Annotated in this window: 22 protein-coding genes and 1 tRNA gene; 8 read left to right on the plus strand and 15 right to left on the minus strand. The window is 63.6% G+C overall.

Going from position 1 to position 20,259, the window contains the following annotated elements; translation table 11 throughout:
* Window positions 1-4: 4 nt before the first annotated feature.
* Window positions 5-1,225: an aspartate kinase gene (locus G474_RS0101265; protein ID WP_026685404.1), complete on the minus strand. Its 1,221-nt coding sequence runs from the start codon at window positions 1,223-1,225 to the stop codon at window positions 5-7.
* A 212-nt stretch (window positions 1,226-1,437) separates the two neighbouring features.
* Here G474_RS0101265 and G474_RS0101270 point away from each other — a divergent pair, with 212 nt between their 5' ends.
* Window positions 1,438-1,743, plus strand: a complete 306-nt coding sequence (locus G474_RS0101270; RefSeq protein WP_425386864.1) for a helix-turn-helix domain-containing protein — start codon at window positions 1,438-1,440, stop codon at window positions 1,741-1,743.
* Window positions 1,744-1,761: 18 nt separating this feature from the next.
* Here G474_RS0101270 and G474_RS0101275 read toward each other — a convergent pair whose 3' ends face one another.
* The gene (locus G474_RS0101275; protein WP_026685406.1) at window positions 1,762-2,610 is read right to left on the minus strand and encodes a radical SAM protein; all 849 of its coding nucleotides are present in this window, start codon (window positions 2,608-2,610) and stop codon (window positions 1,762-1,764) included.
* Between the two features lie 70 nt (window positions 2,611-2,680).
* Here G474_RS0101275 and queD point away from each other — a divergent pair, with 70 nt between their 5' ends.
* Window positions 2,681-3,121: a 6-carboxytetrahydropterin synthase QueD gene (gene queD / locus G474_RS0101280; protein ID WP_043462847.1), complete on the plus strand. Its 441-nt coding sequence runs from the start codon at window positions 2,681-2,683 to the stop codon at window positions 3,119-3,121.
* An 11-nt stretch (window positions 3,122-3,132) separates the two neighbouring features.
* Here the strand turns inward: queD and G474_RS0101285 are convergent.
* Window positions 3,133-3,220, minus strand: a tRNA-Ser gene (locus tag G474_RS0101285).
* A 25-nt stretch (window positions 3,221-3,245) separates the two neighbouring features.
* Entirely contained in the window at window positions 3,246-4,547 is a 1,302-nt protein-coding gene (rlmD, locus tag G474_RS0101290) for a 23S rRNA (uracil(1939)-C(5))-methyltransferase RlmD (RefSeq protein ID WP_026685408.1), read from the minus strand.
* A 54-nt stretch (window positions 4,548-4,601) separates the two neighbouring features.
* On the opposite strand from rlmD, the gene G474_RS21765 reads away from it, so the two are divergent.
* Both G474_RS21765 and G474_RS22350 read left to right on the plus strand, forming a co-directional pair.
* Window positions 4,602-5,078, plus strand: a complete 477-nt coding sequence (locus G474_RS21765; RefSeq protein WP_051281640.1) for a DUF7931 domain-containing protein — start codon at window positions 4,602-4,604, stop codon at window positions 5,076-5,078.
* 152 nt (window positions 5,079-5,230) lie between these two features.
* On the plus strand, window positions 5,231-5,482 hold the full coding sequence (locus G474_RS22350; protein WP_043462752.1) for a hypothetical protein: 252 nt from the start codon (window positions 5,231-5,233) through the stop codon (window positions 5,480-5,482).
* Window positions 5,483-5,633: 151 nt separating this feature from the next.
* Here G474_RS22350 and bamC read toward each other — a convergent pair whose 3' ends face one another.
* From bamC to G474_RS0101315, 3 genes are all read right to left on the minus strand, one after another.
* On the minus strand, window positions 5,634-6,764 hold the full coding sequence (gene bamC, locus G474_RS0101305; RefSeq protein WP_026685410.1) for an outer membrane protein assembly factor BamC: 1,131 nt from the start codon (window positions 6,762-6,764) through the stop codon (window positions 5,634-5,636).
* 12 nt (window positions 6,765-6,776) lie between these two features.
* Window positions 6,777-7,655, minus strand: a complete 879-nt coding sequence (gene dapA, locus G474_RS0101310) for a 4-hydroxy-tetrahydrodipicolinate synthase (protein WP_026685411.1) — start codon at window positions 7,653-7,655, stop codon at window positions 6,777-6,779.
* 96 nt (window positions 7,656-7,751) lie between these two features.
* A complete protein-coding gene (locus G474_RS0101315) occupies window positions 7,752-8,630 on the minus strand; it encodes a histone deacetylase family protein (protein ID WP_051281686.1) in 879 nt (292 codons plus the stop codon).
* 228 nt (window positions 8,631-8,858) lie between these two features.
* Between G474_RS0101315 and G474_RS0101320 the strand changes: the two genes are divergently transcribed.
* The 4 genes from G474_RS0101320 to mltB are packed head-to-tail and all read left to right on the plus strand — an operon-like array spanning window position 8,859 to window position 13,768.
* Window positions 8,859-9,794: an AAA family ATPase gene (locus G474_RS0101320; RefSeq protein WP_026685413.1), complete on the plus strand. Its 936-nt coding sequence runs from the start codon at window positions 8,859-8,861 to the stop codon at window positions 9,792-9,794.
* Window positions 9,794-10,762, plus strand: coding sequence for a DUF58 domain-containing protein (locus tag G474_RS0101325; protein WP_026685414.1), 969 nt, complete (start codon window positions 9,794-9,796; stop codon window positions 10,760-10,762). The genes G474_RS0101320 and G474_RS0101325 overlap by 1 nt, the downstream gene beginning before the upstream one ends.
* On the plus strand, window positions 10,759-12,708 hold the full coding sequence (locus tag G474_RS0101330) for a transglutaminase TgpA family protein (RefSeq protein ID WP_026685415.1): 1,950 nt from the start codon (window positions 10,759-10,761) through the stop codon (window positions 12,706-12,708). The genes G474_RS0101325 and G474_RS0101330 overlap by 4 nt, the downstream gene beginning before the upstream one ends.
* Before the next feature lie 16 nt (window positions 12,709-12,724).
* Complete coding sequence (gene mltB, locus G474_RS0101335; protein WP_051281642.1) at window positions 12,725-13,768, plus strand: lytic murein transglycosylase B; 1,044 nt, start codon at window positions 12,725-12,727, stop codon at window positions 13,766-13,768.
* A gap of 21 nt (window positions 13,769-13,789) precedes the next feature.
* Here the strand turns inward: mltB and rpoS are convergent, their stop codons facing one another.
* The 8 genes from rpoS to G474_RS0101375 form a co-directional block, all read right to left on the minus strand.
* Entirely contained in the window at window positions 13,790-14,716 is a 927-nt protein-coding gene (gene rpoS / locus G474_RS0101340) for an RNA polymerase sigma factor RpoS (protein ID WP_026685417.1), read from the minus strand.
* Window positions 14,713-15,645 (minus strand): peptidoglycan DD-metalloendopeptidase family protein, encoded by a 933-nt coding sequence (locus tag G474_RS0101345; RefSeq protein WP_043462757.1) that lies wholly within the window; start codon window positions 15,643-15,645, stop codon window positions 14,713-14,715. Before G474_RS0101345 ends, rpoS begins: the two co-directional genes overlap by 4 nt.
* Complete coding sequence (locus G474_RS0101350; RefSeq protein WP_026685419.1) at window positions 15,642-16,301, minus strand: protein-L-isoaspartate(D-aspartate) O-methyltransferase; 660 nt, start codon at window positions 16,299-16,301, stop codon at window positions 15,642-15,644. Before G474_RS0101350 ends, G474_RS0101345 begins: the two co-directional genes overlap by 4 nt.
* Window positions 16,298-17,041 (minus strand): 5'/3'-nucleotidase SurE, encoded by a 744-nt coding sequence (gene surE / locus G474_RS0101355; RefSeq protein WP_026685420.1) that lies wholly within the window; start codon window positions 17,039-17,041, stop codon window positions 16,298-16,300. The genes G474_RS0101350 and surE overlap by 4 nt, the downstream gene beginning before the upstream one ends.
* A gap of 12 nt (window positions 17,042-17,053) precedes the next feature.
* A complete protein-coding gene (locus tag G474_RS0101360) occupies window positions 17,054-17,380 on the minus strand; it encodes an H-NS histone family protein (protein ID WP_026685421.1) in 327 nt (108 codons plus the stop codon).
* Between the two features lie 78 nt (window positions 17,381-17,458).
* A complete protein-coding gene (gene zapE / locus G474_RS0101365) occupies window positions 17,459-18,574 on the minus strand; it encodes a cell division protein ZapE (protein ID WP_026685422.1) in 1,116 nt (371 codons plus the stop codon).
* 63 nt (window positions 18,575-18,637) lie between these two features.
* Window positions 18,638-19,762, minus strand: coding sequence for an AI-2E family transporter (locus tag G474_RS0101370; protein WP_026685423.1), 1,125 nt, complete (start codon window positions 19,760-19,762; stop codon window positions 18,638-18,640).
* Complete coding sequence (locus tag G474_RS0101375; RefSeq protein WP_026685424.1) at window positions 19,759-20,217, minus strand: cyclic nucleotide-binding domain-containing protein; 459 nt, start codon at window positions 20,215-20,217, stop codon at window positions 19,759-19,761. The genes G474_RS0101370 and G474_RS0101375 overlap by 4 nt, the downstream gene beginning before the upstream one ends.
* Window positions 20,218-20,259 lie beyond the last annotated feature (42 nt).

Consider the following 20,259-nt stretch of genomic DNA (forward strand, 5'->3'; position numbering starts at 1 on the left):
CAAATTACTTGTCCAGGCCAAAGGACCGGTGCAGGACGCGCACGGCCAGTTCCAGGTACTTTTCGTCCAGTACCACGGAAATCTTGATTTCGGACGTGGAAATCATCTGGATGTTGATGCCTTCCTCAGCCAGGGCACGGAACATCTGGCTGGCAACACCGGGGTGGGAGCGCATGCCCACGCCCACGGCGGAAACCTTGCAGATCTTGTTGTCGCCGACGATTTCCCGGGCGCCGATGTGCTGCCGCACGCTTTCCAGCACAGCCTTGGCCTTCTCGAACTCCGGACGGTTCACGGTGAAGGAGAAGTCGGTCGTACCATCACGACCCACGTTCTGGATGATCATGTCCACATCGATGTTGGCATCGGCAATGGGACCCAGCAGCTGGTAGGCAATGCCCGGGCGGTCAGGGACACCCAGCACGGTCAGTTTGGCCTCGTCCCGGTTGAACGCGATGCCGGAGATGATCGGTTGTTCCATGTTCTTGCCTTCCTCAACAGTGATCAGAGTGCCCTCGCCTTCATCCTGGAAGCTGGAGAGCACGCGCAGTTTGACTTTGTACTTGCCGGCAAACTCGACGGAACGAATCTGCAGCACTTTGGAACCCAGGCTGGCCATTTCGAGCATTTCCTCGAAAGTGACCGTATCCAGCTTGCGGGCTTCCGGCACGATGCGGGGATCAGTGGTGTAGACACCATCCACATCGGTGTAAATCTGGCACTCGTCGGCCTTCAGGGCAGCAGCCAGGGCGACACCCGTGGTGTCAGAGCCGCCACGCCCCAGGGTGGTGATGTTGCCGGCCTCGTCTACCCCCTGGAAGCCTGCGACCACGACCACCTGCCCCGCATCCAGATCGGCGCGGATGTTGGCTTCATCAATGGAAAGAATGCGCGCCTTGTTGAAGGCGTCATCGGTCAGGATGCGCACCTGAGGCCCTGTATAGCTCTTGGCCTGGAGCCCGGCATCCTTCAGGGCCATGCACAACAGGCCAATGGTGACCTGCTCGCCGGTGGAGATCACCACATCCAGCTCCCGGGGATCCGGAGTTGCCTGGATTTCCTTGGCCAGAGCAATGAGGCGGTTGGTTTCGCCACTCATGGCGGAAACCACCACCACCACCTGATGCCCCTCGGCCCGGAAGCGAGCCACACGACGCGCCACATTCTTGATGCGCTCGGGGCTCCCCATGGAAGTGCCACCATACTTTTGAACTATCAAAGCCATTCCGCTATCCAATCATGAGGTATGTGCAGGAAAACCTTGGGATTCTAGCGCAGGGAAAAAAACAAGGAAATGCCCCTGCTCTGCAAAAAAAATTGAACATGCCACTTGCAATTATGTCCAAAGGATGTATATACTTAAGTCGTATATGACTTTGGTTGTATATAAACCCCTAAGAGCAGTCACCTGACAATCTGACCCACGAGAGGCTAAACATGAGCAATATCAAGACCCTGGAAAAAATCGACCCCCGCGAAATCCGGCGCAAGCTGGGCCTGAACCAGCAGCAATTCTGGTCCAAGATCGGCGTTACCCAGAGCGGCGGCTCCCGTTATGAGAGCGGTCGCAACATGCCCAAGCCCGTGCGCGAACTGCTGCGCCTGGTGCATGTGGAGCAAATCGACATCCAGCGTATCAAGCGCGAGGACTTCGAAGTGGTGGAATACATGAAGGAACATGAAGCTGATCTCTTCAAGTCCCTGAAGAAGTCCGCCCGCAGCAAGATGAAGAACGCTGCTTAATGCCGTCTCTAAACGGAGTCAGGGCGACACGCTCACCCTGACTCCCGTTTCCCGCTCTATCCGCTCCCCCCAGGCCCGCATCGCCTCCTCCGGAATTCGCGCCAGTTCTCCCGCTTCCGGCTGTTGGGAAGGCCGCGCCAGGCCATAGAGATGTATCCCCCTGAGCAGGTCTCCGGCCCTGCCGATCAGATCGAGATAAGCACACCTGGCCGCTTCATCAGGCTCCAGCCCATTTCTGGCAAACCAGCAGGTTTGCACCCAGGTAGGCGCCAGGGCAGCGCAGCCACGTAAATGCTCCAGCACCCGCCCGGACGTCTGCCGGCTCTTGTTGACCTCCAACATCCCCTCGGGATCGGCCCGGTCCACCTTGAACCAGACTTCTCCCCCCAAGGCCGCCAGCGCCGCCAAGCCCTCCCGGACTTCGGGCCTGTGCACGAAACTGCCATTAGTGATCAGACGCACGGGCAGATTACCCCTCAGACCCAGGCGCTCCAGCACGGCAGCCACCCGGGCCACCGCCTGGGAAAACTCCGGCGCACTGGTAGGTTCCCCGTCCCCCGAAAATGCTATATCTGCCAGACGGCGGCAATCTTCAGCCACGTGCTGCTGCATATAGTCCCCTCGGAGCAGCTGTTGCAAAAACCCCTGCAGCTCCTGTTCGAGCCGGTCCAGATCCACCGGCGGCGGTCCGCCCCGACTCAAGCCTTCCACCTGGCAATAAACACAAGCCCAGTTGCAGGCCTTGTTCACATTCAGATTGATCCCGACGGACACCCCTCCTGCCCTGCGGGAAACCACCGGGTAGACGTAGACCAGCCCCGCCCGGTCACGTCGATGATCAGTCACGCTCAAGACTTGATTGCTCATGCAATCCCCTGAATTTGAAGGAGGAATGGAGTGCTATAATCCGACGCCTTTCGAGCCGCCCCTAGCCATCATGCAGATCACCCGCCGCCTGGAATTCGATGCTGGACATCGCATTCCGGACCACAAGAGCCAATGCCGCAACCTTCATGGGCATCGCTACGTTATCGAAATCACGCTCGAAGGTGAAGTTTTAGAGGCTGCCGGCAAATCCGAAAACGGCATGGTGATGGACTTTTCCGACATCAAGGCCATCGCCAAGAATCTGGTGGTGGACGCCTGGGACCATGCCTTCCTGGCCTACAAGGGCGATACGGCCGTACTTGATTTCCTGTCCACCCTGCCCGGCCATAAGACCGTCGTCGTGGAACATATTCCCACGGCCGAAAATCTGGCCCGCATCGCCTTCGACATCCTGGCTCCTGCCTACCAGGCCAGCTATGGCCAGCATCTGCAGCTGAAAAAGATTCGCCTCTACGAAACCCCCAACTGCTGGGCCGATGTAGAGGCGTGAGTAGCGGATGCTGGCGGAGGCTGTGAGATTCGAACTCACGGACGGTTGCCCGTCGGCAGTTTTCAAGACTGCTGGTTTAAACCACTCACCCAAGCCTCCGGAGGCGCGGATTCTAACACAAGCGTCAGAAACGCTCGAATACGGCAATGGATTCCACGTGGGCCGTATGGGGAAACATGTTGACCGCCCCCGCTGACTGGAACCGGTAGCCCTTCTGGCTAACCAGGATGGCCGCATCCCGGGCCAGGGTGGCGGGATTGCAGGAAACATAGACGATGCGACGGGGCCCACCCGCATCGGGCAGGGACTTCACCACCTCCAGGGCGCCTTCCCGGGGAGGATCGATCAGCAGCTTTTCCATGGGGCCCAGGGCCGCCAGGGATGCCGGGGTGCACTCGAACAGGTTGGCCACGGCAAAACGTACCCGGTCCGCCAGACCATTCAATCTAGCACTCTCCTCCCCGCGCCGCACCAGTGCGGCGCTGCCCTCCACTCCCAGCACCCGGGCGCCGCGACGCGCCATGGGCAGGGTGAAGTTGCCCAGGCCACAGAACAGATCCACCACGAACTCGTCCGGCTGCGGCTCCAGCAACTCCATGGCCCGCCGGATCAGGACCCGATTGATCCCATGATTCACCTGGGTGAAATCCACCGGGCGGAACACCATCTGCAGATCGAACTCCGGCAACCGGTAATCCAGTTCCGGTCCGGGCAGGGGATGGAAACGAAAAGCCGTGTCCGGCCCCCTGGGCTGCAGATAGAGCACCACCTGCCGGGCATCGGCAAACTGGCGCAGCCGCGCCTCATCGGCCGGGCTCGGTGGTTCGAGCACACGTAACACCAGGGCCACGCACTGCTCCCCGACCGCCACTTCCACCTGGGGCAGGCGTTCGCTGATGGAGAGCCCGGCAATCAGTTCCCGCAGCGGAAGCAGCAGGGCAGATACCGCAGGGTGCAGGATGGGACAGGTCCGGATGTCCGCAATGTAGCTGCTCTTGCGCTCGTGAAATCCCACCAGCACGCCCCCCTTCTGCGGCAGGTGACGCACCCCAAGTCTGGCCTTGTGGCGATAACCCCAGGCCGGCCCCTGGATGGGCGGCATGATCTGCTCAGGCCGTACCCGACCGATATGCCAGAGACTGTCTTCCAGCACCCGCTGCTTGGCCGCCACCTGGGCACCAAACTCCAGATGCTGCATGGAGCAGCCGCCACAAACCCCGAAATGGGGACAGGGCGGCTCCACCCGGCTCGCCACCTTGCGGATGACACGGACCAGATGGGCCTGCTCATACCTGGGCTTGCAACGGTAACTGGCGTACTCCACCAACTCGCCGGGCAAAGCCCCCTCCACGAAGATCGCCTTGCCTTCCTGGCGGGCAATCCCGCGCGCCTCATGATCCAGCGCCTCAATCACACCGACAGGCATGGGCAGCCCCTTCCAAAAAGCTTGTGATTTTACCAATGGGTTAAACTCCCAGCCATGCCAACCCAAATTCATTCCACCTGGGGCGAGTTGCGCACCTCCTTCGAACAGGTTCTGGCCCATACCCGGCACAGCCTCTGCATCTTCGATGCCGATCTGGAACAACTGGGACTTGAGCAGGCGGCCCGTTTCGAACAACTGCGCCAATTGCTGGCCAGCGATCCCGCCGCGACCCTACGCATTGCCCTTAAGACCACCGAGCATCTGCACCGCCAGCACCCGCGCCTGATCCAGTTGCTGCAAACCCACGGGCACGCTGTGCACGTGCAACAAATCCCCGACTCCCTGCAGCATCTGCGCGACACCCTGGTCATCGGCGATGAGGAGCACACTCTGGTCCGCTTCGATCAGGATCACCCCCGCGCCAAGTTGGTCATCGCCGACAAGAAGGAATCTTCCCCCTATCTGCAGCGTTTTGAAGACATCTGGCAGGAAGGAGGCACTCCCTTCACGCCAACCCCCCTGGGGCTATGAATTTCCGGTGTTACAAAAAGAACACATGCGATAACAATATCGCAGCGCACAACAGACTTATGGTTCCACGAATAAGTTGATATAATTTTGGCCTGATCAACTTAGTTGATCTTGGGGTTTTTCGTTAAAGTCATCATCAAAAGGATCTAACAATGAAACAGTCTCTCCTCATCGCCGCTCTGGTTGCCATCGCCGTTTCCGCTTGTGGCCAGAAGGAAGAGCCCGCTGCTGCTGCTCCCGCTGCTCCGGTTGCTGCTCCTGCCGCTCCCGCTGCTCCCGCTGCTGATCAGGCCGCCGCTCCTGCCGCCGCCCCCGCTGCTGACCAAGCTGCCGCTCCTGCCGCCGCTCCCGCTGCTGATCAGGCCGCCGCTCCCGCCGCTGCTCCCGCTGAAGAAAAGAAGTAATCCTTCTTTCCTGGCAGAGAGAAAAAGCAGGGTTATCCCTGCTTTTTTTTTCGCCCTTGCCTGCTACGCCATCACGCCCAGGCTGATGGCAAGCACAGCAAAGCAAAAGGCCCGGAACCCCGGGCCTTTTGCTTTATTTAGAACAGGACTGTTACTTGAGCTGCTCGAACAGCAGGTTGAGAATCTTCCTGGAAGTTTCAGAACGATCCACCCCGCCTTCCGGAGAAAGCACCTGGACCCGGGTATCCCCGGCGACTTCCTGGACGTAAATCCGGTACTGGACCTGGGGCGCAGTCTTGGCATCACTCTTCCAGACCGCCAATTTCGAGAACCACCCTTCATCCTTCTTCTTGGTATCGGCATCCGGATCCACGTAACGGACAAAGTAAAGCCCACGGCTGCGATCCCGGTCTTCAACGGTAAACCCGACCCGATCCAGGGCCAGGCCCACCCGCCGCCAAGCCCGGTCAAAGCGCTCCTGAACTTCCAGCACCCCGGAACCGTCATCGGATTTGACCAGCTTGGCCCGCTCTTCCACTCGCGCAGAAGCCACGGCAGCTTCAGCACGGCGTTCGTCGGTCCCCAAGCGCACCATCAGGCGACGCAGCATCTCGGCTTCCAGTTCGGAATCCGGAGCCGCCGGTTGCCAGCGGGTATCGTCCTGGGCGGAAGAGGTATACACCTCTTCCATGCGCCGGTTGCTGATGAAGATATCGGTGGTCCCCGGCTTGGCGCCCTGTTCGAAACGGGTACGGAACTTGTCCCGCTCGCCGGTGGAGTAGAGGGAATCCAGAAGCTTACCCAGGGTATTGCGGATGATGTCCCCGGGAATCTTGGCCCGGTTCTCGGCCCAATCGGTTTCCATGATCCCGGCTTCGGGAGATTCGGTGACGATGATGAAGCCCAGCTCCTGCCAGAAATCCTTGACGGAATCCCAGAGCCGGTCAGCGGGCACGTTCACCACCAGCCAGCGCTGATTGCCGGAACGCTCGATGCGAATGTTCTCGATTTCAGGCAGCACCACCGAGTTCTGGGCCATGGCGGCAGGTGTCCGCTCGGCGCTGTATTCGGAGAAGGTTGCGCTGCCCCGGCCGGAAAAATCCGGTACGGCAAAACGATCGTCCCGGGACAACTGGGTCAGATCCGGCGGCACTTCCAGGGTCGGGGTCCGGGCACTGGAAGCCGACTTGTAATCAATCTTCTTGGTTTCCGGAATCAGGCTGGTACACCCGCCCAGGGAGAGGGCCAGCAGCCCCAGCAGCAGAGGAGAACAGCGGCGCATGTTCATCGCTCCTTAAGCCTTGATACCGGCAAGACGCATGGCAGCAGCCACCTTTTCCTGGCCTGCTGCGCCCAGGGACGTCAGGGGCAGGCGGATGCCGCCGGGCATCAGCCCCATCTGCTGCACGGCCCACTTGACGGGAATCGGGTTGGCCTCGCAGAACAGGTCCCGGTGCAGTCCCAACAGCTGGAAATGAATGTCCCGGGCCTTCCGGCCGTCTCCGGCAGCAGCAGCCACACACATGTCGTGCATCAGGCGCGGCGCCACATTGGCGGTCACGGAAATGGTGCCGTGGAAACCCAGCAGGATGGCCGCCATGCAGGTCATGTCATCACCGCTGTAGAGGGCAAAGTCCTTGGGCGCCCGGGCGATCAGGTCACAGGCCCGGTCAATGTTGCCGGTAGCATCCTTGATCCCGATGATGTTGGGAATCTGGGCCAGACGCAGGGCTGTGTCATTGCTCATGTCAGCCACGGTGCGGCCGGGCACATTGTAGAGAATGACCGGAATATCCACCGCCTCGGCGATACTGCGGAAATGCTGGTACAGGCCCTCCTGGGTGGGCTTGTTGTAATAGGGCACCACGGACAGGACCGCATCGGCCCCGGCTTCCTTGGCAAAGCGATTCAGCTCGATGGCTTCGGCCGTGGAGTTGGCGCCGGTCCCGGCGATCACGGGAATGCGTCCGGCGGCATGCTGCACCGTGGCCCGGATCAGTTCGCAGTGTTCTTCCACGTTGACCGTGGGCGACTCCCCGGTGGTGCCGACGATGACGATGCCGTCAGTCTTTTCCGCCACATGAAAATCCACCAGTTTCTTCAGGGAAGCAAAATCAAGACTGCCATCCTCGAACATGGGGGTCACTACGGCTACGATGGATCCGGTAATCATGTGTATGCAGGGTAGAAAAGGAAGTGGAGGATTGTACCCGAAGGCCCCGGACGGCGGAACGCGATCCGGGGCGCTGCGGATGTCAGGAGATGTAAATCAGAGATCAGCCAGCTCACGCAGGTGGGCACCCACACTGCGGGCCAGGGAAGAGAGGACGTAACCGCCCTCCAGCATGGAAACGATGCGCTTGCCGGCGGTCTCGGCCGCCAGCTTCTTGAGCTGGGCGGTAACCCAGGCGTAGTCGCGTTCCAGCAACTTCAAACCGCCCATGTCGTCCTCGTAATGAGCATCGAAACCGGCGGAGATGAGGATCAGCTGGGGCTTGAACTCGCGCAGGCGCGGCAGCCATACATCCTGGACCGCCCCCATGAACTCCTCCCCGCCCGAGTAGGCCGGCAGGGGCACATTGCACATGTTGGGCGCCGGATTATCCGTCCCGCTGTAGGGGAAGAAGGGGTGCTGGAAAATGCTGCACATGAGCACCCGCTCGTCCCCCTTGAAAACATCCTCGGTGCCGTTGCCGTGGTGTACATCGAAATCGATGATGGCCACCCGCTCCAGCCCGTGAACCTCCAGAGCGTGCTTGGCGGCAACGCCGATGTTGTTGAAGAAGCAGAAGCCCATGGGATTCTCCCGCTCCGCGTGATGCCCCGGGGGCCGGATGGCGCAGAAGGCGTTCTCCACCTCGCCGGACATGACCAAATCCACGGCCATGACCCCGGCCCCGGCGGAGCGCAGGGCCGCCTTCCAGGTATGGGGATTCATGGCGGTATCCGGGTCCAGGTGCACCACCCCGTGCTCCGGCGAAGCCCGCTTCAGGCGCTCCAGATGCGAGGCCGGATGCACCCGGTGCAGCTGTTCTATGGTCGCCAGGGGGGCATCGTAATAAACGAAGTAGGCATCAATGCCCTGGGCGATCAGGTAATCATTGATGGCGGTAAGGCGGCTGGGAGATTCCGGATGGTGGGCCCCCATGTCGTGCAACTGGCAATCCCTGTGGGTAATGAAAGCAGTAGTCACTGGATATCTCTCTTCTCTCTTTTTTGTGGAGCAGGCTCCCCGCCTCGCCCCTGGCTTGTATCTGTGTCATTATCGGCCCAAGCTCGCTTGCAGGACAAGGCCATTTGCCCCCCTGTCAGCCGGCTCCGGCAAACCTTTTCTGTCGGGCCGGATCCACGCCAACCCGCACCCCGAACCCGGAAAATGACAAGTAACTCACCCCCTTCTGCCCAAGCCCTGCAGCAAGTGCTGCAGCAGGCCGAACAGATCATTCTCGGCAAGCGCCGGGAACTGCGCCTGGCCCTGGCCTGCCTGCTGGCCCGGGGCCACCTGCTGATCGAGGATCTGCCCGGCCTGGGCAAGACCACCCTCGCCCACACCCTGGCCCGGCTCCTGGGCCTGCAGTTTTCCCGCATCCAGTTCACCAGCGACCTGCTGCCGGCGGACATCCTCGGCCTGTCCATCTATGAACGCGACAGCGGCCGCTTCCGCTTCATGCCCGGCCCGGTGTTCGCCCAGGTGCTGCTGGCCGACGAAATCAACCGCGCCACCCCCAAGACCCAGAGCGCCCTGCTCGAAGCCATGGAGGAGAAGCAGGTCACCACCGAGGGGGAGACCCGCCCCCTGCCGGAGCCCTTCTTCGTCATCGCCACCCAGAATCCTTCCCACCAGATCGGCACCTTCCCCCTGCCGGAATCGCAACTGGACCGCTTCCTCCTGCGCATCCAGCTGGGCTATCCGGACCGGGCCTCGGAACGGGCCCTGCTGGCCGCCGGCGACCAGCGTCGACAGCTCGACGCGCTGCAGCCCTGCCTGGCCCCGGAGGCGCTTCCCCTGCACCAGCGGGCGGCCGAACAGGTGTTCGTGGCCCCGGCCCTGCTCGACTACGTCCAGTCCCTGCTCGAAGCCACCCGCGCCAGTCCCCAGTTCTACCACGGCCTCTCGCCCCGGGCCGGACTGGGGCTGCTGGCGGTAGCCCGGGCCTGGGCCTATCTGGAAGGACGGGCCGCCGTCCTGCCTGACGATATCCAGACGGTATTGCCGGGTGTGGCCTGCCACCGCCTGCACTCCCGGGAAGGGGAAGCCCACGCCCGCCCCGAAGACGTGCACGCCCTGATCCGTACCGTCCCCATCCCCTAATGCAGCCCCTGGCAAGTCTGCGGCAAGGGCTGGCCCGCCTGATCCGGCCGCGCCGCCCGGAAACCGGCCCCATCCGCCTGGGCCGCCGCCGCATCTACATCCTGCCCACCTGGGCCGGACTGCTCTATGCCCTGACCCTGGTGGCCATGCTCCTGGGCGCCATCAATTACGACCTGGCCCTGGGCCACGCCCTGGTATTCCTGCTGGTCAGCCTGGGGCTGGTGGGCATGCTGCATGCCCACAAGAACCTGCTCGGCCTGGAAATCAGCGCCCAGGGCCGGGAAGCGGTGCACGCCGGAGAACTGGCCCACTTCCGCCTGCAGGTCCAGAACCCGGGCCCCTCGCCCCGGCCAGGACTGGAATGGAGCGCCAGCCCCCGCCAACCCATGCAGCTGCAGCATCTCCCGGGAAATGACACGGGCCACCTGGATCTGGCCCTCGAAGCTCCCCGCCGGGGCTGGCTGGAGCTCCCGCCCCTGAAGCTGGCGAGCCGCTACCCCCTGGGCCTGTTCCTGGCCTGGGCCCATCCCTGGCCCGCAGCCCGGTGCCTGGTTTATCCCAAACCCCGTTTCACCCCCCTGCCCCCAGGGCGGCAATCCGGCCACTCCGGCGCCTACCCGGGACGGGAAGGCCAGGAGGACTTTGCCGGATTTCGGGAACGGCAGCCGGCCGACTCCCCCCGCCATGTGGCCTGGAAGGCCGCCGCCCGGGACGCGGGCGACAAGCCCCTGCTGGTCAAGACCTTCAGTGGCGGTGCCCGGGAGGAACTCTGGCTGGAGTGGGAAGACACCAGTGGAGATACGGAGGAGCGGCTCTCCATCCTGGCCGGCTGGGTCATGGATGCCGAAGGTGCCGGCCTGGATTACGGCCTCCGCCTGCCCCGCCAGGCGCTCGCTCCGGACCATGGGACCGCCCACCGGCAACGCTGCCTGCAGGCCCTGGCCCTCTATCCCGGGGCCACCCCATGAAGCTGCCCGCCGTGCCCCTGCCCCATGCCAGCCTGCCCTGGCTGCTGGCCGTTGCCCTGGTGACCACCCTGCCCCACGGCCTGTACCAGCCCGCCTGGCTGAGCGGGGTGGCCGGGCTGGTGCTGCTGGGCGTCACCTGGCGCTGGTGGCGGGGCTACCAGGTGAGCAGCGCCTGGCTCAAGGTGCTGCTGGTATTCGCCGGCTGCGCCGGCATCCTGGTGCAGTACCGCACCCTGCTGGGCCGGGATGCCGGTATCGCCATGCTGGTGCTGTTCATGGCCATGAAGCTGCTGGAACTGAAAAGCCGCCGGGATGCCATCGTGGTGGTCATCCTCGGCTACTTCCTGCTCCTGACCCATTACTTCCATTCCCAGGACATTCCCACCGGGCTCTGGCTGCTGGCCAGCACCCTGGTGGTCACCGGCGCCCTGCTCCAGCTGCATGGCGACCCCCAGGAGGGCCCCCGGACCATCCTGCTCCAGGCCGGCCGCCTGCTGCTCCAGGCCCTGCCCCTGATGCTGCTCCTGTACCTGCTCTTTCCCCGGGTCAGCGGTCCCCTGTGGGGCCTGCCTGCCGACGCCCATGCCGGACGCACGGGGCTTTCCAACAGCATGAGCCCGGGCAGCATCAGCGAACTGGCCCTGAGCGACGAGATCGCCTTCCGGGCCCGCTTCGACGGCCCTCCACCGCCCCGGGCTGCCCGCTACTGGCGCGGCCCGGTGCTCAACCACTACGACGGCAGGGAATGGAAGGTCGAGGATTTCCGCTCCACCCCGCCCAGCCTTGAAGCCCTGGGCGCCCCTTACACCTACACGCTGACCCTGGAAGCCCACAAGCAGCACTGGCTCCTGCCCCTGGACATGCCCAGCCGCCTGCCCGAGAGCGCCGAGCTGAAAGCGGAGATGACCAGCAACGGCCTGGTGCGCAGCAAGGAGCCCGTGACCAGCCGCAAGAACGTGGCATTCACCTCCCACACCCGCTACCGCCTGGGGCTGGACGATCCCCCCGGCCTGTTACAGGCCAACCTGCAGCTGCCCCCGGGCCGCAATCCCCGCACCCTGGCCCTGGCCCGTTCCTGGCAACGGGAAAACCCGGACCCAGCCTGGCTGGTGCAACGGGCCCTGCAGCATTTCCGCCAGGAGGCCTTCAGCTACACCCTGTCCCCGCCCCTGCTGGGCCAGGAGGCCATGGACGATTTCCTGTTCAGGACCCGCCAGGGCTTCTGCGAACACTATGCCTCGGCCTTCGTCATCCTGATGCGGGCGGCCCAGGTCCCGGCCCGGGTCGTCACCGGCTACATGGGCGGGGAACTGAACCCGGTGGACAACTTCCTGGTGGTGCGCCAGCTCGATGCCCATGCCTGGGCCGAGGTCTGGCTGGACGGACAGGGCTGGGTGCGGGTGGACCCCACGGCCGCCATTTCCCCCGGACGGGTGGAATCCGGGCTGGAATCGGCCCTCCCGGGGCGTGAGCCCCTGGGCGGGATGGTGCCGGTGTCGATGGAATGGCTCAAGGCCATGCGCCATCGCTGGGATGCCCTGAACAACAGCTGGAACCAGTGGGTGCTGGGCTATACCCCGGAACGGCAGCGGGAAGTGCTGTCCCGCCTGGGGCTGGACAATCCCGACTGGCGCACCCTGATCATGGCCCTCAGCACTTCCGTGGGCCTGGCCCTGCTGGCCCTGGCCGCCTGGATCTTCCGCCCCCGGCGGGAAACGGACCCGGCCCGGGCCATCTGGAAACAGGCCCTGGTCCGGCTGGAAAAACAGGGGCTGCACTGCCCCCCCTGGGAATCCCCCCTGGCCCTGGCCCGCCGCCTGGAAACGGAGGCCCCGGAGCTGGCCGGGCCGGTGCAGCGCCTCGCCCGTCTGGTCTGCGCCGCCCGCTACGAAGCCAAACCCCCTAAAATGGAGGCCCTGCGCCTCGCCCTCAGGCAGTTGCCCTGATCAACCCCATTTCATCATGACCCAGCGCCATACCAGACTCACCGCCATTCCCCCGCTCCTGAAAACCTCCCTGTGCGCCCTGCTCCTCGCCCTCAGTCCTGCCAGCCAGGCGGCCGGAATGGCCGACAATCCCGAGGTGCAGCAATTCATCGGCGCCATGCAGGCCCTGCACGGCCTGGATGCCGAGGCCCTGAACCTCCGCTTTGCCCGCATCGCCCCCAATGAGCGGGTGCTGAAGCTGATGGAGCCTCCCGCAAAGCCGGGGCAACGCTCCTGGCAGCGCTACCGCAGCCGCTTCCTGGATGGAACCCGGATCACCCGGGGCGTGAGCTTCTGGCAGGAACATGCCGCCACCCTGGCCAAGGCCCGGGTCCTGTATGGCGTCCCGGAGGAAATCATCGTCGCCATCATCGGCGTGGAAACCATCTACGGCCGCAACACCGGCAGCTTCAACACCCTGGAAGCCCTGGCCACCCTGGCCTTCCATTACCCGCGCCGGGCCGAGTACTTCCGGGAGGAGCTGGAGCAGCTGCTGCTCCTGGCCCGGGAGAACAGCGCCGACCCGGCCGACTACAGCGGCTCTTTCGCCGGCGCCCTGGGTATCCCCCAGTTCATGCCCGGCAGTCAGCGGCGCTATGCGGTGGATTTCGACGGGGATGGCCGGGTGGACCTGGAAAACAGCGCCACGGATGCCATCGGCAGCGTCGCCCGCTTCCTGGAACAGCATGGCTGGGAAAAGGATGGGCCGGTGGCCGTGCCCGCCCGCCTTGCCGGCGACCCGGACGAGCGCTGGCTGGAGGCCGGGATCCGCCCCACCCTGGTAGCAGGCGAACTGCTGCAGCAGGGGGTCCGGGCGGAAGCAGACCCGGCCCGCAAGGTCACCTTCGTGGATCTGGCAACGCCGAATCAAGCCACCGAATACTGGCTGGGGTACGAAAACTTCTACGTGATCACCCGCTACAACCGCTCCAGCTTCTACGCCATGTCGGTCTACCAGCTGGCCCAGGCCCTGCGTCAGCGCTACCAGGCCAGCCAGGAAGTGGTGGCCCGTCAGGATTGAGGCCCCTGACCCCGGGACCGCTTACAACAGGCTGTCCCGGGTGATGCCGCCCCGCTTGAGGATGCGGCGCAGGCGGTCCAGCCCCTCCATCTGGATCTGCCGCACCCGCTCCCGGGTCAGCCCCAGGTCATTGGCGATGGCATCCAGGGTGGCGATCTCGTGGCCGTTGAGGCCATAGCGCCGCTCCACCACCTGGCACTGACGCTCGGTCAGCTGTCCCAGCCAGGCCTGCACCAACTGGTTGAGCTCGCTGCTCTGGAGCATGGACTCGGGATCGGTGCCGTTCTCATCGACGATGAAATCCACCACCGAATGGCTGGGATCGATTTCCAGGGGCGTATCCAGGGAAGCGATGTGTTCATTCAGATGCAGGATGCGCCGGATTTCGTCCACCGGCTTGTCCAGCAGCAGGGCCACCTGTTCCAGGGTACGGTCCCGGGAGGCTTCGGACTCGAGGTGACGCATGGCCCGCAGCACCACGTTGATTTCCTTGACCACATGCACCGGCAGGCGGATGGTGCGGGACTGATTCATGATGCCCCGCTCGATGGACTGGCGTATCCACCAGGTGGCGTAGGTGGAAAAACGGAAACCCCGCTCCGGATCGAATTTCTCCAGGGCATGGATCAACCCCAGATTACCTTCCTCCACCAGGTCCAGGAGCGGAATGCCCCGGTTCAGGTAGTGCTTGGCAATATTCACCACTAGGCGCAGGTTGTGCTCGATCATCTTTTGCCGGGCGGCAAAGTCGCCCTGGCGCACCTTGCGGGTGGTTTCCAGCTCCTGCTCCGGGGTCAGCAGGGGCTTGGCGCCGATCTGGTTCAGGTACAGCTGGGTGACGTCCTCGAGAAAATCCGCCTCCGGCACCGGAACATCCGTCTCGGGCTCCAGATCCTCCAGGGGCTCCCCCGGCTCCTCCCCCTCGAAAGGCTGCTCCTGATCGCTCATCGCTTGGGCAGGAATTCCAGAGGTTCAACCGGCTTGCCCTGGCGCCGCACCTCGAAATGGAGCTTCACCGAATCGCTGTCGGTATTGCCCATCTCGGCGATCTTCTGCCCCCGCTTCACACTCTGACCTTCCTTCACCAGGATTTTCTGGTTATGGGCGTAGGCAGACAGGAAGGTGCCATTGTGTTTGATGATCACCAGCTGGCCATAACCCCTAAGGCCGCTCCCGGAATACACCACCTTGCCGTCGGCCGCAGCCTGGACCGGATCACCGGCCTTGCCGGCGATATCCACCCCCTTGGTCTGGGAGAAGTTGCCCACCACCTTGCCCGCCGCCGGCCAGGACCAGGTAACCCCCTCCACCGCCGCCTCGGTACTGGAAGCTGCCTTGTTATCCGCTTCGGGCTTGGCATCGGCTGGCTTGGCCGGGACGGCAGGAAGCACGGCCGCTGCCGCGCCGGGATTCTGCAGGCGGGCATAGGCGGCATCGGAATAGGGTTCCTTGTTGCCCCGGGGCTCCCGTTTCACGCCGGAGCTGCCGGCGGCGGCGGCCGCTGCCCCGGGAACCTCCCCGTCCAGGGAGCGCTGCTCGACGCCCGTCCCCGTCTGCACCGGGGCGGCGGTCACCGCCGTGTCCTGGGCAGCGCCAGGAGGCAGCACCCTGAGGGATTGGCCAATCATGATCCGGTTGGGGTCGGTGATGTTGTTCCAACCTGCCACCTCCCGGTAGTCCTGACCATACTCGAGGGCGATGCTGTAGAGGGTATCGCCTTTCTTGACCGTGTGATAACCGGGGCCGCTGGGCGCGCTCTTGGTCTGCAGGGCCTGGGAACGATCCTCCACCGGGGCGGGGGATTTGCTGGCACAGCCACCCAGCAGGGCAAGGGCCAGGAGTGCGGGGAACAACGAGGAAGAAAATCTATTGATCATTCGACACCAGATAACAGGGGAACAAAGCGGACCGTCTCCAGACGCGCTTCGGTGTACCCCTGGGGGGTACGTTCGATGAGGCTAAGATACTGTTCATTCCCCCCCACTGGCAAGACCAGACGCCCGCCCGGAGCCAGTTGCTGCAGCAGTTCCGGCGGCACGCGGCCTGCCGCGGCGGCGACGATGATGCTGTCAAAAGGGGCGACTTCGGGCAGGCCCATGCTGCCGTCGGAATGTTTCAAACGTACCTGGATGCCGGGAATCTGCGACAGATGCTGCCTGGCTTTGGCCAGCAGGGGTTCGATGCGTTCCACCGAATACACGTCCCGGGTCAGGTGCCCGAGCACCGCCGCCTGATAGCCGCAGCCAGTGCCCACCTCCAGGGTGCGTCCCAGGCCGGCACGGCCGCTCAGCAGGACTTCGATCATGCGGGCCACGATGTAGGGCTGGGAAATGGTCTGGGAAAACCCCAGGGGCAAGGCCGTGTCCTCGTAGGCCCGGGAAGCCAGGGCCTCCTCCACGAAGATGTGCCGGGGAACAGCGGCCATGGCCGCCAGGACAGTTTCATTGGCAATGCCCTTGGCCCGCAGGCGATCTATCATGCGCGCCCGGGTCCGCTGGGAGGTCATGCCGATGCCTGCAAGTGCTGGGTTCATGAAGCCAACCAGGATCGGATACGAGGTAATTGCTGCTGGTGGGTCAGATCCACCTGCAGGGGAGTGATGGAAGCGAAACCCGCTGCCACCGCATGGAAATCCGTGCCTTCCCCGGCGTCCTGGGCCGCACCGGCAGCACCGACCCAATACATGGTCTCGTTGCGGGGGCTGGTGATGGGGACCACGGGCTCCGCCTTGTGCCGCTTGCCCAGGCGGGTGACCTGCAGCCCGGCGAGCTCGGCGTGGGGCAGATCGGGAACATTGACGTTCAGGAGCACCGGCTCCCGCACAGGATTGTTGATGAAACGTTCGGCCAGCTGACGCACCACCTGGCCCGCAGTGGCGAAATGGGAGGCTTCCTTGCCGACCAGGGAAACCGCAATGGCGGGAATGCCCAGCAGATAACCTTCGGTGGCGGCGGCCACGGTGCCGGAATAAACCGTGTCATCCCCCATATTGGCGCCATGGTTAATTCCCGAAATCACCATATCGGGCAATTTATCCAGCATACCGGTGACCGCCAGATGCACGCAGTCGGTGGGGGTACCATTTACAAAATAAAACCCGTTGGGGGCCTGACGCAGGGAAAGGGGCCGGTCCAGGGTCAGGGAATTGCTGGCACCGGAACGATCCCGCTCCGGCGCCACCACGATGATTTCTCCCAGTCCCTGCAGGGCATCCGCCAGACAGGCAATACCTGGAGCGAAATACCCATCGTCATTACTGAGGAGAATCCGCATGAATCAATATCTTCAAATAGCCAGTTGATCCAGATTGCCGCCGTTGGCCAGCCAGGCTTCCACCCACTTCGGCTTGCGGCCGCGGCCAGTCCATTCCAGGTCGGCCTGCTGGGGATGACGGTACTTGGCGGCCACCTTGCTGCCGGCACGGGCAGACTTGACCTTTTCGCCGGCTTCGCCGCCCATCAGGTCATTGAGGGAAAAGCCGCGGGCCTGCACGAAGGCTTCCAGCTCCTTGCGCACCTTGACTTTTTCTTCCGCTTCGCGGCGCTTGATTTCCCGGGGAATAAGGCGCTCAAGTTCCTTCAATTCGGGCAGGGAAAGATTGGAAATATCCATGAAAAACTCCTTTATTTAAATAAGCCCGGCTATTCTAAGAAACCCGCAGCTTATGGGCAAGCCAAAAGAAAATAAAAGCTAAAGCACCAGGTGGGGCATGGCCAGATATTCCTTGGAATGCATTTCCGTCAAACGGCTCACGGTCCGGAAAAATTCACTGGACTGGGTTCCCTGGGTATATAGCTTTTCCGCTTCGCAGTCAGCGGTGACAATCAGCTTCACCTTATGGTCGTAAAAAACGTCCACCAGCCAGGTGAATCGACGGGCCTCCGAGGCCTGGTGCTGAGTCATGCAGGGAATATGGGAAAGCAGGACCGTATGGTAGGACTGGGCGATTTCCAGGTAATCATTCTGGGACCGGGGACCGCCGCAAAGGCTGGCAAAATCGAACCAGATCACCCCGTTGCCACGCCGCAGGGTGGGAATCTCCCGCCCCAGCACGTCGATGTGACCACCTTTCCTGCCCTCCTCGCCCGCCACCATGCGGAAATAGTCGAGCATCTTGGCCTCGGCCGCCTGGTCCGCCGGGTAATGGTAGATTTCCACCTGCTCCAGGGCCCGCAGGCGGTAATCGATGCCGGCCTCCACCTCGATCACGTCCATCTGCCGCTTCAGCAGGGCAATGGCCGGCAGGAAGCTTTCCCGGTGCAGACCGTTGGGATAGAGGTTGTCAGGGGGGTAGTTGGAAGTCATCACCAGCACCACCCCCTGGGCCTCCAGCCCGGTGAGCAGGCGCCCGAGGATCATGGCATCGGCGATGTCGGAAACGTGGAATTCGTCGAAGCAGAGCAGCCGGGTTTCCCGGGCGATCTTCTCTGCCACCTTGAGCATGGGGTCCGCCTCTCCCTTGAAGGCATCCAGCTCCCGGTGGATGCGCTGCATGAAGGCATGGAAATGGATGCGCTTCTTGCGCCGGTAAGGCACAGCATCGAAGAAGCAGTCCATCAGGAAGCTCTTGCCGCGCCCTACCCCGCCCCAGAAATAAACCCCCTTGGGCGGGGCTGGCCGGGTCAGCAGCCGGGTCAGGGTACTGCCCCGCTTCACCTTGAAGCCCAGGAGCTCCGTGTATAACTGCTGCAGGCGGGAGGCCGCGGCCATCTGGGCGGCATCAGCGGTATAGCCCCGGTCGGCCAGGGTCTTCTCATAAGCATCCAGCATGCCCCGTTCCGGGACATTCAACTTGCGGTGCGGCATGATCGTTCGCGTGGGGAAAAGCGGGATTTTAAGCCATCCCCAGCCTCGCCGGGCCGAAAGACTTCAATAAAGATCGCGGCCCACGGCGGTCCGGCGCAATTGCCGGGCGTGCAGGTGCCGGGCCATCAGGCGGGGATCGGTCACCACCTGGCCCACGGTCTCCCCCAGCACCATCACCACCCCCAGCACCGGCAGGACCAGCATCAGGCCGGGCACCCCGGCCACCGCTCCACCCACGAAAATCATCAACACCGTGAGCAGGGGATGCAGCTTCAGGCTGCGGCCTATGGTCATGGGCATGAACAGGAAGTCATCCAGGAGGCGCACCACCAGGAACAGGGCAATGGCACCGTAGGCCACCTGGGGCGCCTCGGGGAAGTCGGTGGCCGCCACCAGCACCACCAGCAGGCAGCCCAGCACCGAGCCCACGTAGGGAATCCAGGCCAGCACCGCAGTCACCCCGCCCAGCAGCAGGGGCGCGGAAACCCCCAGCCACCACAGGCCGGCGGCCAGGCACAGGGCATCGAGCACGGTCAGGGCCAGCAGCCCCTGGAAATACAGCCGGGCCGTGCGATCCACCTGGTCGAACAGGTACAGGGTGCGCTCGAAGAAGGCATTGGGCACGGCGCGGATCAGGAAATGCCGGAACAGGGCCCCGTCCCGCAACATGAAATAGGCGATGAAAGGGGCCAGGAGCAGGAGCGGCGTCCAGGCCGCCACTCCCATGGCCAGTGATCCCAGATATTTGGCGGCAAAGGTGTCGATCAACTCGGCCACCTGGCGCACGAACTCCGTGCTCACATGGGCATCGGCCAGGACCTCGAAGCGCTCCTCCAACTGGTACAGGGCCTGGGCCGCGAAGAACAGCCCGCCCTGCAGGTAACGCAGGGCGCTCTCCTGCCAGCCCACGGCCTGGGTGGCCAGCCAGGGAAAAGCCAGGGCCAGGCCGCCGCCGAGCACGGCGAACGCCCCCAGGCTGACCAGATTGGCCGCCCCGGCCCGGGATAGGCCCGCCAGGATCAGCCGCTCCCGCAGGGGCAACAACAGGTAATAGATGACCAGGGCGAGGAGGAAGGGCACCACCAGCCAGAGCATCTTCTGGAACAGGAACAGCAACAGGCAGGTGCTGCCGAGCACGGCCGCCCACACCAGGGGACCGGAGCGGTAGCGGTACTCGGGCCGGTTCATCGGGGTCCCTGGGCGAGGATCATGCGGCGCAGCCGGTCCCCCAGCTGACGGGCCAGATCCAGGGAAATCCGGGAGGCGATGCGGGCATGGTCATCCATGAGATGCAGGAAGTCACCCCGGAACAGCACCGCCACTTCCACCGGCCCCAGGGCCCGGGCCTGAGCTGCCCGGGGCGCATCGTCGAGCAGGGCCATCTCGCCAAAGAAGGAACCCGGCTCCAGCTGGGCGATGGGGGCTTCGGTCTCCCCCTGCCGGCAGATCAGCACCTGGCCGGACAGCAGGATGTAAAGGGCCTGGCCCTCTTCCCCTTCATCGAAGATCACTTCCCCCGCCTGATAACGGCGTTGATGCAGGAAGCCCTGGACCACCTGCACATCCCGGCCGGAGAGGCCGGAGAACAGGCGGCAGGTCGCCAGGGGCGTATCCCCGCCCCGCTCCCGGAAAAATCTGAGCATGCCCACTCCCTACACAAGATGCCGGGATTCTAGCCCCAGCCG

The organism is Azovibrio restrictus DSM 23866 (assembly GCF_000429665.1).
GTDB lineage: Bacteria > Pseudomonadota > Gammaproteobacteria > Burkholderiales > Rhodocyclaceae > Azovibrio > Azovibrio restrictus.